Here is an 18,881-nt window from a genome sequence, read left to right as displayed (position 1 = left end):
CTTGTCTTCTAATTTGTAATTATCTCCTCATAAATATTAGAAATAGATGAAAAGTCTGAGTGTTATCTGCTTACTTTCGATTATTTTTGCAACTTCATGTAAAAAAAATACAAATACCGCATTGGAAACAAAGACACAATATCCAACAGCCGAAAAAATAGAAACACATCTCGAAAAGCACGGAGATGTGAGAATCGATAATTACTTTTGGTTAAATGAAAGAGAAAATCCAGAGGTTATTGATTATTTAGAAAGAGAGAATGACTATAATGACAAGATGACGGCTCATACCAAAGATTTTCAAAAAGATCTTTTTGCCGAAATGAAAGGCCGTATTAAAGAGGATGATGCATCTGTTCCTTACAAACTGAATGGGTATTGGTATATCACAAGATTTGAGAAAGGTAAGGATTATCCAATTTATGCTAGAAAGAAGGATTCATTAGAAGCACCAGAGGAAATTCTATTTGACTGTAACAAAGAGGCAGAGGGGCATCCCTATTTCAAAATGAGCGGTCTTAATGTAAGCCCAGATAATAAATTAATCGCTTTTGGAGTAGATACAGTAAGCCGAAGAAAATATAATATTAGAATCAAAAACCTGGAAACGGGAGAAGTATACCCAGAGGTCATAGAAACTACAACTGGTGGTAGTACATGGGCAGCTGATAGTAAAACATTGTTTTATACTAAAAAGGATGAAGAGACGCTAAGGTCTGATAAAATCTACCGACATATTTTAGGTACGCCGGTATCCGAAGACGTAGAAGTATTTCATGAAGAAGACGATACCTTTTACACTTTTGTGTACAAAACAAAATCAAAAAAATATTTAGTAATAGGTTCTAGTAGCACCTTAACATCAGAGTATCGAATTCTTAAGGCGGATGATCCTATGGGAGAATTTAAGGTGTTTCAGCCTAGAGTAAGAGGTTTGGAATACGGAATAGCACATTATGATGATCATTTTTACGTATTAACCAATGCAGATAATGCTAAGAACTTCAAATTAATGAAGGTCGAAGAAGGTGATACCGGAAAAGATAATTGGAAAGAGGTAATACCACATAGGGAAGACGTCTTGCTGGAGGATATTGAAATTTTTAAGGATTATTACGTAATTAGTGAACGTAATAATGGTTTGAATAAAATTAATATCAAACGTTGGGATGGAAACGTTGATTATTATCTCCCTTTTGACAACGAAACCTATACGGCTTATGTAAGTACAAATCCTGATTTTGACACTCAAATTTTAAGGTATTCTTATAACTCTTTAACCACTCCTAATTCTGTTATCGATTTTGATATGGAAACCAAGGAAAAAGATGTTAAGAAAGAACAAGAAGTGCTTGGAGGAAAGTTTGATAAAAACAATTACGTTTCAGAAAGAGTTTGGGCCACAGCATCAGATGGAACCAAGGTTCCTATTTCTATGGTGTATAGAAAAGGCATAAAGAAAGATGGTAGTAATCCTTTATTATTATATGCTTATGGTTCTTATGGTTCTACTGTAGATCCTTACTTTTCTACTGTGAGATTGAGTCTTCTGGATAGAGGGTTTATTTTTGCTATTGCTCATGTGCGAGGAGGAGAATATCTAGGTCGTAATTGGTACGAAAGCGGTAAGCTATTTGAGAAAAAAAATACCTTCACAGATTTTATAGATTGTTCCAAGTTTTTAATCAAAGACGGTTACACTTCAAAAGATCATTTGTATGCTATGGGAGGATCAGCTGGTGGATTACTAATGGGAGCAGTGGTAAATATGGCACCACATCTTTATAATGGAGTAGTGGCAGCAGTGCCTTTTGTAGATGTGGTAACAACAATGCTTGACGAAAGTATTCCTCTTACCACTGGAGAATATGATGAATGGGGAAATCCTAATGAGAAAAAGTATTATCTCTATATGAAATCGTATTCACCATACGATAATGTTATTGCACAAGAGTATCCAAACATGCTGGTAACAACAGGACTGCACGATTCTCAGGTACAGTATTGGGAGCCTGCAAAATGGGTAGCAAAGCTTAGAGAACTAAAGACTGATAATAATTTATTGTTATTGCATACTAATATGGAAGCTGGTCATGGCGGTGCTTCAGGTAGATTTGAAGCGCTAAAGGAAGTAGCAGAAGAATATGCATTTTTATTAGATTTAGAAGGTATAAAAGATTAATTGAAAAATTTAATGTACCTTCGTACCGTTTTTATAACAGTACATGGAACCCCATTTCCATCAACCTGTTAAATACAACTATATGAGAGAAAAGATACAGGCTTACAATAATGTTTTAGAACTTATAGGTAAAACCCCTCTTGTAAAACTGAATAAAATCATGCAAGGTTATCCGGGTAATTTCTATGCCAAAATAGAATCGTTTAACCCTGGACACTCTACCAAAGATAGAATTGCATTATATATCATAGAAGAAGCAGAAAGAAAAGGTATACTTAAACCAGGAGATACTATCATTGAGACCACCAGTGGGAACACTGGGTTTAGTCTGGCAATGGTAAGTATTGTGAAAGGGTATGAGTGTATTCTGGCAGTAAGCTCTAAATCTTCTAAAGATAAAATTGCAATGCTTAAAAACATGGGGGCTAAAGTATATGTATGCCCGGCTCATGTAAGTGCAGACGATCCAAGATCTTATTATCAGGTAGCCAAGAGATTACATGAAGAAATTAAAGGTTCGGTATATATCAATCAATATTTCAATGAGTCGAATATTGATGCACATTATAACTCTACAGGTCCGGAGATTTGGGAACAAACAAGCGGGCAGTTAACACATTTTGTAGCGTGCTGTGGTACAGGAGGAACAATTTCTGGTACAGCACGATATTTAAAAGAACAAAATGAGGACATCCGTGTCTTAGGAATTGATGCTTATGGTTCGGTATTGAAGAAATACCATGAAACTAAAGAATTCGATCAGAATGAGATTTATCCTTACCGTATTGAAGGACTAGGAAAAAACTTAATTCCCACGGCTACAGATTTTGAAGCAATAGATAAGTTTGAAAAAGTAAATGACGAAGATAGTGCGCATACTGCTAGGGAATTGGCCAGAACAGAAGGGATGTTTCTTGGGTATACTAGTGGAGCAGCCATTCAGGGATTAAAACAATTAGCAGAACAAGGAGAATTTGATGAAGATAGCAATGTGATTGTTATTCTTCCAGATCACGGTTCAAGATATATGAGTAAAGTTTTTAGTGACGATTGGATGACAGAACAAGGCTTTTTTGATAGTAAGAATGAAGCTGATGCGATCAAGGTGCAATTCGTCAAATAATAAAAGATAAAATAATAAAAATGGCATCTAATTATTATGTTGGATGCTTTTTTTGTGCGATTTACCCTAGTTGAATAAAAAGTTAGACAATACTTAATTTTTTATATTGTAGGAAAAATTAGGTTAAAATTCGCTGAAAAACAGTTATTTTAGACCATTAGATTGAGAGAAATTGAGAAAATAGCATATTGTGTAAGGGAATTGGAATATTATTATGTCATAAAATCAATTTTCCGTATTTTCGCAGACTTAAAAGAAACAAATTTTTGATAGATGAGAGATTTATTTGATAAGATTTATAAAGACAAAGGACCGTTAGGAAAATGGGCAGATCAGGCAGAGGGATATTTTGTTTTTCCAAAGTTAGAAGGTCCTATATCAAATAGAATGAAGTTTCAGGGAAGAGAGGTAATTACTTGGAGTATTAATGATTATTTGGGGCTTGCCAATAGAGAAGAAATACGTAAGGTAGATGCAGAAGCTGCCGCTATGTATGGTTCTGCTTATCCTATGGGGGCCAGAATGATGAGTGGTCATACTGATCTTCACGAACAACTACAAGAGGAACTAGCAGAATTTGTAGGTAAAGAAGCGGCATATTTATTGAATTTTGGATATCAAGGAATGGTATCCACCGTGGATGCTCTTGTTAACAAAGACGATATTATTGTTTATGATGTAGATGCTCATGCATGTATTATTGACGGTGTTCGTTTGCACCAGGGTAAGAGATATACGTATCGTCATAACGATATTGAAAGTATTGAGAAAAACTTAATGCGTGCTACCAAAATGGCAGAAAAAACCGGAGGAGGTATTTTGTTGATTTCTGAAGGTGTTTTTGGTATGCGTGGTGAGCAAGGTAAATTAAGGGAAATTGTAGCCTTAAAAGAAAAGTATAATTTCAGACTTTTTGTGGATGATGCTCATGGTTTTGGAACACTGGGTGCAACTGGAGCAGGAACAGGTGAGGAGCAAGGGGTTCAGGATCAAATAGATGTATACTTTGCAACTTTTGCAAAATCAATGGCAAGTACCGGTGCTTTTATCGCTGCGGATCAAGAAATCATTGATTACTTAAAATATAATTTAAGATCACAAATGTTTGCGAAATCACTACAAATGCAGTTAGTGATTGGTGCACTAAAACGTTTGGATATGCTTAGAACTATGCCTGAGCTTAAAGCAAAATTATGGGAGAATGTAAATGCACTTCAAAATGGATTAAGGTCTCGAGGTTTTGATCTTGGTACCACCCAAAGTTGTGTAACTCCGGTGTACTTAAAAGGAAGTATTCCTGAAGCGATGGCTCTGGTTAAAGATTTAAGAGAGAATCATGGAATTTTCTGTTCTATAGTAGTGTATCCGGTGATACCTAAAGGATTAATTTTACTGAGATTGATTCCTACAGCCTCGCATACTATGGAAGATATTGAGGAAACCTTGAATGCGTTTTCTGCTATTAGAGAACAACTAGAAAATGGAACGTACAAAAGAGTATCTGCTGAGGTAGCTGCAGCTATGGGAGAATAGTAGATCTAAAAATATATACCAATAAAAAAATCCACTTATAAAAAGTGGATTTTTTTATGAAGTTAATTTTATATTTATAATGCTTTTCTAAATGTTCTTCTCATTTTGTGTTGTTCGTGCTCATATCCATTCCATAGGGCTTGAACCGCCTTGTTCTCTTCTAGTTCGGGGTTGGTTTCAACAGTTTCTATTCCATTACGAATAAAAGTTTCGTTCATCTCTTTAAAAATCAAAGCAGTAACTCCTTTGTTTTGATATTCAGGGTCAACTCCTATCAAATAAAATGCAGCGGTGTCATTTCTGCGTTGCGCTCTTAAGATATGCAAAAATCGTAAAGGATAAATTTTACCATTCATTTTCTTCAAGGCTTTGGAAAAGGAAGGCATAACAATAGCAAAAGCGATAAGTTTTCCTGTTTTGTCTGCAATACAGGTAATGTAATCGGGATTCAAATAGGGGAGGTACTTTTTCTTATACATGTCTATTTGATACTGCTGTATAGGAACAAAAGTTTGCAGACTACTGTATGTTTTGTTCAGTAGGTCAAACATATCATCAGCGTATGCTAGTATTTCTTTACTTTTCTTAAATTTTAAAAGTTTAAGTTGATAGCGTTTCTTAATTACCTCTGCAAATTTGACTACCTTTTCTTTGGTTTCTTTTGGAACTTTTATTTTGTATTCGACCCAGGTTGCTGCTTGTTCAAAACCTAACTCCGTCATATGATCTGCATAATAAGGATAATTATACCAAGTGATCATCGTATTTAATTCTTCATATCCTTTAATAAGAATTCCTGCCTTATCCATATTTGAAAAGCCGACAGGGCCTTCCATATATTCTAGGGAGTGTTGAGCTCCAAATTCTTTAACCTTATTTATTAAGGCTTTGGTTACTTCGATATCATCGATTACATCAAACCAACCAAAACGAACTTTAGGCTTTTTTTGTTCATTGACCTCAATCCAGTTGATGATAGCTGCAATTCTACCTACAATCCGCTCTCCTTTGAAAGCAAGAAAATATTTAGCATCTGCATTTTTGAAAACAGGGTTTTTGTTAGGATTCATTACATCCAACTCCTCCTTAATGATAGAGGGAACGTAGTAGGGGGAATCTTTATATAATTCAAAAGGAAACTTAACAAAGGTTGTTAAATCTCCTTTTGAGGTAGCTTCTTTAATGGTAATCATAGATCATATGTCATCTCAAATTCTTCGCAAATATATAACCCTTTTATCAAATATCATGAATACATGATAAAGTTCGTATGGAGTATTTTTCGGTTTCTAGCTTTAGGCTAGACAAGCACAGAATATTCTCTTAGCATAGAAGAGCTATTTTACTCTTCGGGATCATCGTTATTTTCGTCTTTTTTGTTCTTTTCTTCTTCTTTTTTACGCTTCTTTTCTTCTTTTTGTCTGCGTTTTTCCTCCTTTTTTCTTCGTTTTTCTTCTTCTTTTCGAGCTTTTTCCTGTTCCCGTTGATACTTTTCATATTCGGCATCTACATCAATATCATCTTCTACTTCTTCTTTTTCAGGCTTCTTCGGTTTAACTTCTTCTTTTTGCTCTTTCTTTTCTTCTTCATCAAACTCTTTTTCCATCTTCTCCAATTCCTGGAGTTGTTTTTCTATATCGTCCAATTCATCATCGACACCTTGCTCCTGTTCCATTTTATCAAGTTCTGCATCGATATCATCAATCATCTTTTGCTTTTCTTTTTCGGCCTTAATAGCTGCTTTTTCTGCTTCTCTGGCAGCTTTTGCTTCGCGTTTTAAACGACGGGCTTCTTCCTTTCTAAGCTTTTTACCTTCTTTTTTGGCAATTTTTTCGTTTTCGATACGCTCACGTTCCAAACGCTCTTCGGTTCGGCGCTCGTCCAGATCTTTTTCAATGGCTTCTCTAAAACTATCATCTTCAAAGTCATTAATAAACGGAGTTCTGTCGAGTTTCAAACTATCGTTTTCTGTGCCTTCGATTTCATCAAGATCTCCATCTTCTCCTTCTTCATCTTCTCCTTCTTCATCTTTTTCAGATTCGTCTTCTTTTACTCCTTTTTCTAATCCTGGTTGTTCTATAATTTCATCCTTGTTATGCCAGTCAAATCGATAAGATGCTCCAAAACTACAAGTGAAAACAGAGGGGGTGTCTTTAAAATTAAAGGCAATATTTGCGTCAAACTGCAAATCCTGATCAAATAGATAGGCACCACCAAGCCTCAGGAGGTTATCACTATAAAAGTCACTTTTCTGTCCTTGAAACTCTATAAAACCTGCCCATTTGTTATTAACCGTATGCGTTGCAGTAAGTATCCATCCAATGGTGGGACTTTCCGTAGTAATTTTGTCAACGATCAAATTAGTCACGAATGCCCAATCGCCTCCATAAGTGGTGGTCCAATTATTTTGGGTAGCAACCACAAATCTAGGACTAATAGAAGCGTCTCCCGGAAAAGTAAAGGGATTATCTTTGGCCACAAAATTTGCTCCTGCATAAGCAGAAACTGCAGGGATCAAAGTTTTCCATTTAAAACGATATCGCTCTTTCCAACTTTTTAAACTATCATAATTCGCGGGTACCGTATCTTTTTTACCCGGTTTTGGCTTATAAGGGTCGTAAATTAGGTATTTGGCCCCAATAGTATTGATTTCAAAATTACTTTGATTTATCTTCTGACGGTTCGCACCAACCGTTTGGGTAATTCCATCTGATCGATATGTACCATTTAATCGTATCTCTAATTGTTCTATGAGTAACCCATACCGCGCTGAATAATCAAATCTGAAAATGTTTGATTTTGTATCCAGAATTTCGTGTTTTTCTTTGCCAAAACCAAAACCTCCTTCCAATTGTAGTACGTTATTACCAACAGAAAAAGCACCCTGAGAAGTACCAGGACGATTGGAGTTAATTTTATCTGTATATTGGGCAGAAGCCGTTAGCCCATACAGCAAGAGGGTAAAGAATAACAGAATAGATCTAGGGCTCATATTCATTAGATTTGCTTCAAATATAGCAGATTTTATCATTTTTTTAGGATTGAAGGACTGTATTTGTATAGAGAGTTCCCTATTTTTGAAAAAAAATGATATGCAGCAAGCGTCATTAGTAGGGGTATTAAAGGTTATCCTCATTATTTTACTTATATATTATGGCCTAAAGGTATTAACGCGAATATTTGGTCCTCTATTGCTTAGATATGTAACAAAGAAAGCTGGAGAAAAATTTCAACAGCAATTTAACCAATATCAACACGCACAACAATCTGCAGACGGAGAGGTTACTATAGATAAAAAGCCCAAAACAAAATCTTCAAACAAAGATGTTGGAGAATACATCGATTATGAGGAAATTGATTAATTTGGCGCTTCATTTAGTAAACAAACACAAATCATGTCTTTAGTAAAAAGATTCTTACCTCATATTTTTGTAATCCTTGGTTTTGTAGTTATTTCCTTATTGTATTTCAGCCCTGTAATGAGTGGTAAGGTTTTGTATCAAAATGATATTAAACTTTATGAGAGTATGGCCAAACAACAAAATGACCATAGAACTAAAACGGGCAAAGAAACCTATTGGACAAACTCTGCCTATGGGGGAATGCCAACCTATCAAATGGGAGCAAAGTTTCCTCATGATTACATGGATAAGTTGGATCGATTAATTCGTTTTTTACCAAGACCTGCCGATTACCTTTTTCTATACCTATTGAGTTTTTATGTGTTAATGTTGGTGATGCGAATCCCATGGAAACTCGCTATTGTTGGAGCTTTAGCCTTTGGCTTTTCGACATATCTAATTATTATCATAGGGGTAGGACATAATTCTAAAGCTCATGCTATTGCATATTTTCCCTTAGTGTTGGCCGGAATATTATTGGTATTTCAAAAACGATATTTATGGGGGGCTATACTCACTGCCTTGGCCATGGGCTTAGAAATACAGGCGAATCACTATCAAATGACTTATTACCTCGGTTTGTTGGTAGGTGTCTTAGGAGTAGCGTATTTAATTGATGCTTTTAAAAAGAAAGAAGTACCGCATTTTTTTAAGTCTATCGGTGTTTTAGTGTTAGCAGTGGCACTTGGTCTCGCAACCAATGCAACCACCTTATTATCAACTTCAGAATATGCGAAGACTAGTATCCGCGGAAAGAATTTGCTAGCAGATCCTACAGTAGCCAATGGATCCCAAAATGATGGGCTTGATTTTGAATATATTACTGAATATAGCTATGGGAAACTAGAATCGCTCAATTTGTTTGTACCAAAGCTTATGGGATTAGGTACTGCGGCAGATCTGGGATCTGATTCTGCATTTTATCAAAAGTTAATATCCCTTGGGCAACCCAGGGATCAAGCAAATTATTATGCTAGCGGTACTCGTTTGTATTGGGGAGATCAACCTTTTGTAGAAGCTCCTCCATATCTTGGTGTAACTGTTGTCTTCTTGGCGCTGCTGGGTATTTTGATGGTTAAAGGAAGATTGAGATGGTGGTTATTAGGGGGCATGATTTTATCACTGGCACTAAGTTGGGGTAAGAATTTGGAGTTTGTTACCCGATTTTTTGTAGACTATGTTCCTCTGTATAATAAATTTAGAGCGGTATCTAGTATACAAGTGATCTTAGAATTACTGATCCCTATTGCGGCTGTATTTGGATTGCATAGATGGTTTAATGATAAAGTTTCCTTAGAAGAAAAACAGAAAAAATTCCTGATCTCTCTCGGATTTTTAGGAGGTTTGTGTTTGATTTTCTGGTTGTTTGGAGGGAGTTTGTTTAATTTCAAATCGGCTTCAGAAACCCGTTTTGCCATAGAGCAACCCGACATCTTTGATGCTATCGTAGAAGATCGAATCAGTTTGTTGAAGAGTGATAGTTTACGCTCACTAATCTTTATACTGCTAACTGCGGGAGTACTTTGGCTGTTGTTGAAAAAGAAATTTTCAGAAAATATAGCCTTAGTAGGAATAGCTGTGTTAATCCTTGTAGATTTGGTATCTGTAGATCGACGAAGCTTAAACGAAGAGAATTTTATATCAAAGAGAGAGTACAAATCCTTTTTTCAGGCTACAGATGTGGATCAACAGATTCTGAAAGATGATTCCTATTATCGTGTGCTAGATCAGGCAAGAGGATTTAACAATTCACATACCAATTACTTTTTCAATACCATCAACGGATATTCTGCGGTAAGACCCAGAAAAATGGATGACATCTACTACGGGCAATTGGCAAAAGGTAATTTGGAGATCTTAAACATGCTGAATGTAAAGTATATCATACAAAATGGTGAAAAAGGTTTGGATGCTCAGCAAAATCCTTCAATCAACGGACCTGCTTGGTTCGTCGAAGAGTTAAAGTTTGTTGATGGATATAAGGCAGAGTTCGAAGCATTGGGATCGATTGACACCAAAAAAGTGGCAGTGATCAGAAATGATTTTAAGTTAGATTTTGAAGGATTTACTCCGTTAAAAGATAGTGTATCTACCGTTTCTATTTCGAAAACCGAGCCCGATCATCTGGCGTATAACATGTATGCAGTAAACCCTGGTTTTATGGTGTTTTCTGAGGCATATTACGAAAAAGGCTGGAATGCCTATATCGATGATGAACTGCAACCTATTTACCCAGTGGATTATATGCTAAGAGGACTTAAAGTTCCTGCCGGGAAGCATAAAATCGAATTCAAATTCGAACCACAGGTGGTGCAAACCGGAAGTACAATTACATTAACGAGTACGATTATTTTTATACTGTTGATTCTTGGAGGTTTGTTTTATCAATATAAGAAAAGTGGTAGTTTATTATCTTTAAGCACAGAAGATAAGTAATCCTGATTTTGAAAGTTCTGATCATAACATATTATTGGCCACCAGCCGGAGGACCTGGAGTACAACGCTGGCTGAAGTTTGTCAAATATTTCAGAGATTTTGGAATCGAACCTATAGTGTATACACCAAGTAATCCTACCTATCCTTTACTAGACGAAACATTGATTTCAGAAATACCAGAGGATATTACTGTGTTGCGACGTCCGATTTTTGAACCCTATCGTTTTGCACAACTATTTTCAAAAAAAGAGACAAAAACGATTAGTCGAGGAATCATTTCGGGATCAAAAAAGCAAACCTTTATACAGCGTTTATTGCTGTATATACGCGGAAACTTTTTTATCCCTGATGCCCGGAAATATTGGGTACGTCCTTCTGTAAGTTATCTTAGTGGTTATCTGAAAGAACATGAAATCGACACGATTATTACTACTGGACCACCGCATAGTGTGCATTTGATAGGGAAAACGCTTAAAGAACGATTGAATGTGCGTTGGATAGCAGATTTTAGAGATCCATGGACAACCATTGGGTATCATGATAAATTGAAGCTTACAAAGAAATCCATTCAAAAGCATAAAGTGCTTGAAAAAGAAGTACTAACTACAGCGGATCAAATTACGGTAACTAGTTTTACTACTAGAGATGAATTTTCTGGCATTACGCAAAAACCGATTGCTGTAGTAACCAATGGTTATGATGAAGAAAAAGTGGAGGAGGGATCATTGGATACTAAATTTACTATTGCTCATATAGGGTCACTCTTGTCGGGTAGAAATCCATTACTTTTATGGAAAGCGTTGAAGCAGTTAACTGAGGAAGACCAAGAATTTACCAAGGAATTTGAGTTGCGTTTGATAGGAGCAGTAAGTGATGATGTTCTGTCTGCTATTAAAGATGCTGGATTGTCCCCTTTTTTGGATGTAGTGGGATATGTTTCACATAGTGAAGCGGTTCGTTTACAACGGCAATCGCAAATTTTATTGCTTATTGAAATTGATAGTGAGGATACAAGGTGTATCATACCTGGTAAATTGTTTGAGTATATGATTTCAAAGCGACCTATAGTTGCTATAGGTCCAAAGGGAGCAGATATCGCAAAGATCATTAATGACACCCAAGCAGGAAAGTTTTTTGAGTATGACGAGTATGCCGATATCAAGTCTACAATTTTTTCCTATTTTAAAGCATATCAGGATGGAGCTTTAGTGGCGCAGCCTGAAGATCTCGAAAAATATAGTAGAAAAGCGTTAACCCAGGAGATGGCAAAGCTGATCAAAAGAAAAAAATAAGCAATAACTAGTCAATAGCTGATTGCTAAATCCTAAATTTAAGTACGATACAAATACATGGGAGTAGTAGTAAATCAATCCATAAAAAATGTAATCATTACCTGCCTTGGTTTTGGTATCGGTGCGGTAAATACGCTGTTTTTGTTTACCAATTTTATGGAGGATACTTACTATGGTTTGGTTTCTTATCTTATCTCAGTATCCAATTTGATATGGCCGTTAATGGCTTTTGGTACGCACAACACTTTGGTCAAGTTCTTTTCCTCCTATAGCAATCAAAAGGAACAAGATCGTTTTTTGAGCATTATGTTGGTAATGCCACTGGCGATTGCTGTAGTGCTAGGAGGGATAGGAGTACTGTTTTATGATTTGTTATTAAGTTACTTCTCTGAAGGAAATACCATCGTACAACCTTATATCTGGACGATTTTTGCCTTAGCCTATGCTTTGGCGTATTTCGAAGTCTTTTTTGCATGGTCCAAAGTCAAGTTGAAAAGTGTTTTTGGGAATGGAATGAAAGAACTTTTTTTGCGAATTTGTATTTGTTTGTTGTTGCTATTGGTGTATTATGAAATACTTTCTGTACAACAATTTATATATGCGTTGGTAGCGGTATATATTCTTAGAACAGGAATCATGATGGTTTATGCATTCCGATTGCATCCTATAAAATTTACAATATCCCTACCTGCGAATTATAAAAGTGTTTTTAAATACTCATTTTTGATTTTGATTGCGGGATCGGTAGCTACTTTATTGATCGATCTGGACAAAACAATGATTGAGCGATACTTGCCAATCGAGAATGTGGCAAAGTATGGGATTTGCGCCTATATCGCTAGTGTCATTATCATCCCATCCAGGGCCATGCATCAAATCACCTATCCATTAACTGCAAAACTGATTAATGAGAAAGCAATGGATCAACTACAAGCTCTATATAAAAAGAGCTCGTTAAATCTCTTGATCGCAAGCGGATTACTTTTGGTATTGATCATCTGCAATGTGCATGAACTTTTTGGGATGATACCCGATCAATACGAGCTGTTCATATGGATAGTGATCCTGATAGGAAGCGTGAAGTTGTTTGATAACCTTTTAGGGAACAATAATTCGATACTCTATAACTCTGATTATTATCGATTGGTATTATATATTGGGGTAGGCATGGCTATACTTTCTTTTGGTTTTAATCTATGGTTGATTCCAATTTACAAAGTTACCGGAGCTGCAATGGCTACATTTTCTTCGGTGTTTTGCTATAATGTAGCAAAGCTGTGGGTAGTCTATCAAAAATTTGGAATGCATCCATTTTCTAAAAATACGCTCACAGCATTAATGCTGATTTTGGTATTTGTATTTGGATTTTATTTCTGGAACTTTTCGTTTCATCCAGTTTTGAATATTGTACTCAAAAGTATATTGATAGGAGTAGGGTATGGGCTAGTGGTTTTGGGATTAAAAATATCACCAGACATTAACGACTTGATAAAGAAAATCCCTCGAGGTGCCTAGGCATTCATCTCAGAGGGATTTTCCAACTAACCAACCAAAAAAATAAAATTCATTTATGTTTTTCTAGCTTCTACTTCTAGCGGATCTTGATCTAGGTGCTGAGTTTCCTCTTGATCTGCTATTCGTATTGCTTCTACTTGTTTTTGTGTTTGATCTCGACGTTGTCGCTCTACTCTTATATTGACTGTTTTGAGATCTTTTTGTTACATTACCAGAGCGATTTCTTGAATAACTCTTTGGTTTCTGCGTTTGCGTCGTTCTTGTAGATCTATTGTATTTTGGTTTACTACTATATGATCTACCTGCTACAGCTTTTCTAGTTCTATCCGCAGTTTGAACTCTGTTTCTAGAAGGTGTGCTGTTACCAGATCTTGCTCTGGTTGCATTTTGTGTATTTCTGGTCACAGTACGTGATCTAGTTACATTTTTTGAACCATTATTATATGATCTGCTTCTGGTTACACTTCTAGAGTTATTGTCATACGATCTACTTCTTGTCACATTTCTAGAGTTGTTGTCATAAGACCTACTTCTGGTTACATTTCTGTTTCCATTATTTACTGCTCTAGATCTGCTTCTATTTGTATAGTTACGATCGTTTCTCTTGTACATTGCCGTTCTGCTATCTCTAGATCTGTATCCTACATTTCTTGCATTAGATACTCTATATCCTCTGTTATAGCTTCGTACTCTGTTATTCGGTCTATAATAGTTACGACTTCTATAAGGTCTGCTGTAGTATCCATTATAATAGTTGTTTCTATATACCGTATATGAATATCTGAACGGAGAATAAAATCTTCTATAAGGACGATCCCAAACGATACATCTGTTTACTACAGGTACGGTAAAGTACGCGTGGAAAGGTCTGTATACATAGTGTCTGTTAAAACGGTTGATAAAACCAGTACAGTTTAAGAAGTTACCATAGCTATTGTAGTGTACATATAATCCACCTACTCTTGCTACACGACCCCAACGATTATAGTTGATAAAGATATCACCGGCCTGTACGATTCTGCCATAGTGATCATAAAAGATCGGAATATCTTCAATCTGTACAACAGCCCCATAATCATCATACTGTACGAATGGGTCATAATTATATCCAGAATTAAAACTTATGTTTACTCCAGGGGCATTTACGCCAACGTTTACTCCGCCTCTTCGACCATTAAGGAAAAAGTCGAATTGCCCATCTGCATATACCGAGAACTCAACACCACCTTCGGTAAAGATGAACGACTTCCCATAGTTATAATAACGTGCGGATGGATTAGTATTCGTTTCTGATGCGCTAGCAGTAAATGTGGCTAGCAAAAGACCTGTAAAAAGTAAAACAAATTTTTTCATAATGTTTGATTTTAAAGGAGTATCAAAGATTTGTGTTTTTGATGCTCACTTTTATAGTATCAAGCAGCGTGCCAAAAAATTAAAACCCTAAAAATTAACGTGTTAACTTTTTTAGGGTTTTGAGTTGAATAAAAAAAGACCCCTTGGATTATACATCTGAGGGATCTTGGTATTTTGATATTTGTTTTCTCACTTGTTTGGAAGTCCGAGTTGCAAACTCGAACTAGCATATGCTATGAGCCAGCGGAGAAGCATAATTCTTCCGTTAACAGTTACCATCAGTTGTAAACTAGGGGCAACTGAGAATCTTTTTTTGTTTTATAAGTACCATATTTCTAATAATTTTTAAATTAAAATCTTACTCTAGTATTGTCGATTTTTTTTGTATTGATTTCTCTTTCGTCCGTGGACTGACTAGTACTTATCTTGGTCTTACTTACAGAGGTCTTCTGAGATTCACTTGATGCAAAATCTATAAGACTATCTTTAAGGCTTTTGACAAGATTATTACCACTAAATTTGGTGTTTGGTAGCTCAGTAGATTTGATTCTATCTGTTATGACTGAAAATGTAAAATCAGTTGCAACATCACTTACCTCTTTGTTAACACCTCCTAATTGAAAACCTCCTTCTAGGGTAATGTCAACCATTGAGGATGAAACTTTATTCACAATGTTGGTGGCAAGGGTTGATCCTGGAACAAGTTTGGATAACCCAATTTCGATTCCGGCATCCCCTAAATCGGCAGATCTAGTGGCATCGCCTATGGCCTTGGTTAAATTTACTTCTTCACCTTTTATCATTTGATCAGCCAGATTAAACGAAAATTGAATACCAGCCTGTTCAATTAAATTTTTTGAAAATGTACCTCTCGTAAAATAAAGATCGGCGCTAACAGCCGCTCCAGTAACGAAAGCTGTCGTTTGATGTTTTAAGACAGCTTTCCGCTCTTCTTTTGTAGCCCCCTCCAAAGCAACATCCCTGGTGTTTAAGTCATGTGAACTTTCCATACCTTCCAATTCTGGAGCATGAATAGGTTGATTTGAAGAAAATTGATAAGTAGTCATCCAGTTATATTTCTCTGCAAGAGGATCAATTTGCCAAAAGCGACCAATTGTAGGATCACTTACTCGGTATTTCCATTCGTGAACGTTTATACCTAAATCTTCCGTAAATTCTTGTCCTTGAAATTGTTTGAAGTTGTTTTTGGTTCCTATTTGAATGTTATTATATCCTTTATGAGTTAACCCAAAAGGATAATAATTTTTCTCTTCTAAGATTTCATTAGAAGGATTGATAGTTCCATTGTTATCCTGATCGCCAAAAGATAGTCTTATATTTCCTAGATGATCTTTGTATTGATAAATATAGGCAAAACCTCCATCATTTTGAGGTTCGCTATATCCTTCTGCATGGTTGAAGAATTGTAAATCCGGTCCAGAAGCAGATGAAGGGCATCCTGCACAACCACCAGGTCCAGTGTTGGATTTATACACGTAGTTGCCTGCATAATCTGTAGTGATTGTGGCTCCATTTTCGGATACTTTTTTACTTAGTTTATTTCCTAAGGCATCGTAGGTATACCGTATCGAGCCTAGCAAAGTAGGGAAGAATCCCGAGTTATTCGTAAAAGATACTTGAGTGGGTAAGTTCAAATGATTATAGGTAATGCTAGAAATATTTTTATTACGATCTATGATCGTGTTTCCATTGATATCATATTCAAAATCATCGTTAGCATTGGTGCCATCTTTAAAACCTTCATTCTTATAACTAGAAGTTACTGCTTCTCTTACGTCGGTTAATTTATTATTAGAATAGGTATAATAGAGCTCATCGATTTTTTGTGTAGCAGCTCCGGTTGGATTCCCGTTTCTGGTAATTCGACCAATATTTCCATTCTTATCATACGCGATTCCCCAGATACTAAATGAATCCCCAGTCATTAGGGTATTACCTTTATTGCTGTTTGCTCTGGTAATTCTATTTAAAGCATCAAACTCATAGGCATATGATCTTTTGGTATTATCATTTGCTGTTTTCCAAATGGTTTGCGCAATGTTACCATTATATAGTTTGTCTACATTGTGCAATCCTTCTATCTGATTGTAATTGATCTTGAAACTAAAAAGTTTGTTACCTAAAGTATTGACATCATTAATTCCTGTTAACCATCCTCTAATGTTATACGCATAAACTACAGCTTGTAGCCCACCACCAACATCTTTGTTTTCCAGTTGCCCAAGCTCATCATAGGTATTGCTTACGATTTGTTCTTCTGCCTGGTTGTTGATGGTTTGATTTTGCGTAAGCAGCCTTCCCATATGATCATAGCTAAATGTGTCAACCGTTACTATAGCAACATTACTATCTTTGGTATGTGTGGTTTTGGTTTCCAATATCTTACCGGCAAAATCCAATTTGGTCTCTACTATATCTACCGTATTGAGATAGGTATTGGTGCTATGTACATAGATTGGTCTCCCTTTTGCATCATAATAGGTTACTGTTGTAATCCAATCATTAGTTCCTAATACCCGTACTTTGGTACCAGTAGCTAATCCTTCTACATTAGTATTTACTGTTTGCCCCATAACGGTACCAGGATTAGATACATTATGATCAAAAGTGTAATTGTCATAATAGTTGATGGTATAGATCAACTTGGTGTCTGGATATGCATTATCCGAATAGTAAATGGTGGTACCAGCAATACTCGAAGCCGAGCTTTGTTTGGTTTCATATTGTACCAGATTACTGTTGTTAAACGCATTTTGTTGCAATCCAGCTCTAGTGGTCACAAAAGAATGCTCATGTAATCCAGTATACGCCACTCTTCCAAAGGCGTCATATTTGGTGAAGAGCCATTCTTTTTTAGGACGTTGTAACCCATCCTGAGTCATTACGGGTTGATCCAGTTTGTTATAGATCACATACTCCCGATCCTTGCCCGGAATCTTTTTTTCTACCATTCGATTACGGTAGTCATAGATGTATTGGTAACACAGTTCAGAAAGCTCTGTAGCCGATACACCATCGGTGGCACTTAGTGTTACTTTTGGTGGAATCACATAAGTCAGATTTCCAAAGTCATCATGTACATAATAGGTGTCATGGGCAACATTGTTGTTATAAGTTCTTTTTAGAATCACACGGCCCAGTTTGTCTTTGTATTCTTTGACGGTATGATCATTGGGATGTTGTTGGTTGGGTTGCCAGTTTTCATCTTTGGTCGTGGTTACCAAAAGTTCATTAGCACCATAGTATCCATCTTTAACCAGAATTGGAACCTCGGTATTATCCATATGAAAATTCACCCAAAAGTAGAATACCTCATTAGCGGTGTTGGTTTGCCAGTCGAATTTAATAGTATGATCAGCGTCACTATTTGGATTGGCTTTCCAGTCTTTTCCTGGTGCTCCCTGTTCTAAAACACGACTTAAAGGAGAATCCTCAAAGATGCTTTCAGAGTAAGCATTTACATTGGCTGTAGATACTCCTGTGAAATCCTCAGGATATTTGTTTTTGTAAAAGCTATTGATATTAGTGTTGATATCTACTGCGGTATACTCTCCAGCATTACCAATGGCTTCAAAAGGTAAGTACTGCTTAGCTTGTCTTCCATATTGATCATACCCAATATGATTTACTAGGTCACCTTTATCTGGAGTGGCTTTGATCCCTATTTGTTGTTTGGGTCTTCCTAATCCATCAAAGTAAGTGATACTTTCAATTACATCGCTATTATTACTAATACCAGTACTAGATGACATAGCTCTTTGATAAGCTCTTGTAAACACATAGTTTTCATTACTATCAAAAGCAACATCGATATAAGCATCTGCAGATACTATTGCCGAAAAAGTACTTCCTGACTTGATCCAGCTATTGGGTTTTAAGGTAATGCTTTGAGTAGCAGTCAGAGTCTCGCTACCTGTCACGGTATAGTTTCCGTCTTTTACAATGTTGGTTTGGGTTTGTCCTTGTAGTGTAACAACTACAAAAAGCAATGCAACCAGTATATATTTAGAAATATGTTGTATCAT

Annotated in this window: 11 protein-coding genes; 7 read left to right on the top strand and 4 right to left on the bottom strand. The window is 36.1% G+C overall.

What is annotated here, in order from left to right; translation table 11 throughout:
* Positions 1-46 precede the first annotated feature (46 nt).
* From BUE24_RS04115 to capB, 3 genes are all read left to right on the top strand, one after another.
* Entirely contained in the window at positions 47-2,182 is a 2,136-nt protein-coding gene (locus BUE24_RS04115) for a S9 family peptidase (protein ID WP_073314159.1), read from the top strand.
* Between the two features lie 82 nt (positions 2,183-2,264).
* The gene (gene capA, locus BUE24_RS04110; protein WP_073314157.1) at positions 2,265-3,305 is read left to right on the top strand and encodes a cysteate synthase; all 1,041 of its coding nucleotides are present in this window, start codon (positions 2,265-2,267) and stop codon (positions 3,303-3,305) included.
* Positions 3,306-3,578: 273 nt separating this feature from the next.
* Positions 3,579-4,838 (top strand): cysteate-C-fatty acyltransferase, encoded by a 1,260-nt coding sequence (gene capB, locus BUE24_RS04105; protein ID WP_073314155.1) that lies wholly within the window; start codon positions 3,579-3,581, stop codon positions 4,836-4,838.
* A 74-nt stretch (positions 4,839-4,912) separates the two neighbouring features.
* On the opposite strand, the gene BUE24_RS04100 is transcribed toward capB, so the two are convergent.
* Positions 4,913-6,031, bottom strand: a complete 1,119-nt coding sequence (locus tag BUE24_RS04100) for a GNAT family N-acetyltransferase (protein WP_073314153.1) — start codon at positions 6,029-6,031, stop codon at positions 4,913-4,915.
* 149 nt (positions 6,032-6,180) lie between these two features.
* Entirely contained in the window at positions 6,181-7,830 is a 1,650-nt protein-coding gene (locus BUE24_RS23585) for a transporter (RefSeq protein ID WP_084549405.1), read from the bottom strand.
* 100 nt (positions 7,831-7,930) lie between these two features.
* Here BUE24_RS23585 and BUE24_RS04085 point away from each other — a divergent pair, with 100 nt between their 5' ends.
* The 4 genes from BUE24_RS04085 to BUE24_RS04070 are packed head-to-tail and all read left to right on the top strand — an operon-like array spanning position 7,931 to position 13,482.
* Complete coding sequence (locus BUE24_RS04085) at positions 7,931-8,200, top strand: DUF4834 family protein (RefSeq protein WP_073314151.1); 270 nt, start codon at positions 7,931-7,933, stop codon at positions 8,198-8,200.
* 33 nt (positions 8,201-8,233) lie between these two features.
* Positions 8,234-10,675: a YfhO family protein gene (locus tag BUE24_RS04080; RefSeq protein WP_073314149.1), complete on the top strand. Its 2,442-nt coding sequence runs from the start codon at positions 8,234-8,236 to the stop codon at positions 10,673-10,675.
* A gap of 8 nt (positions 10,676-10,683) precedes the next feature.
* Positions 10,684-11,967, top strand: coding sequence for a glycosyltransferase family 4 protein (locus BUE24_RS04075; protein ID WP_342039414.1), 1,284 nt, complete (start codon positions 10,684-10,686; stop codon positions 11,965-11,967).
* A 57-nt stretch (positions 11,968-12,024) separates the two neighbouring features.
* The gene (locus BUE24_RS04070) at positions 12,025-13,482 is read left to right on the top strand and encodes an oligosaccharide flippase family protein (protein ID WP_073314145.1); all 1,458 of its coding nucleotides are present in this window, start codon (positions 12,025-12,027) and stop codon (positions 13,480-13,482) included.
* A 63-nt stretch (positions 13,483-13,545) separates the two neighbouring features.
* Here the strand turns inward: BUE24_RS04070 and BUE24_RS04065 are convergent, their stop codons facing one another.
* Together BUE24_RS04065 and BUE24_RS04060 are read right to left on the bottom strand one after the other, a co-directional pair.
* The gene (locus BUE24_RS04065; protein WP_073314143.1) at positions 13,546-14,835 is read right to left on the bottom strand and encodes a hypothetical protein; all 1,290 of its coding nucleotides are present in this window, start codon (positions 14,833-14,835) and stop codon (positions 13,546-13,548) included.
* Positions 14,836-15,185: 350 nt separating this feature from the next.
* Complete coding sequence (locus BUE24_RS04060; RefSeq protein ID WP_073314141.1) at positions 15,186-18,881, bottom strand: DUF6443 domain-containing protein; 3,696 nt, start codon at positions 18,879-18,881, stop codon at positions 15,186-15,188.

It is taken from the genome of Aquimarina spongiae (assembly GCF_900141785.1).
GTDB classification, from domain to species: domain Bacteria; phylum Bacteroidota; class Bacteroidia; order Flavobacteriales; family Flavobacteriaceae; genus Aquimarina; species Aquimarina spongiae.
This window is presented reverse-complemented; position numbering and strand designations above follow the sequence as displayed.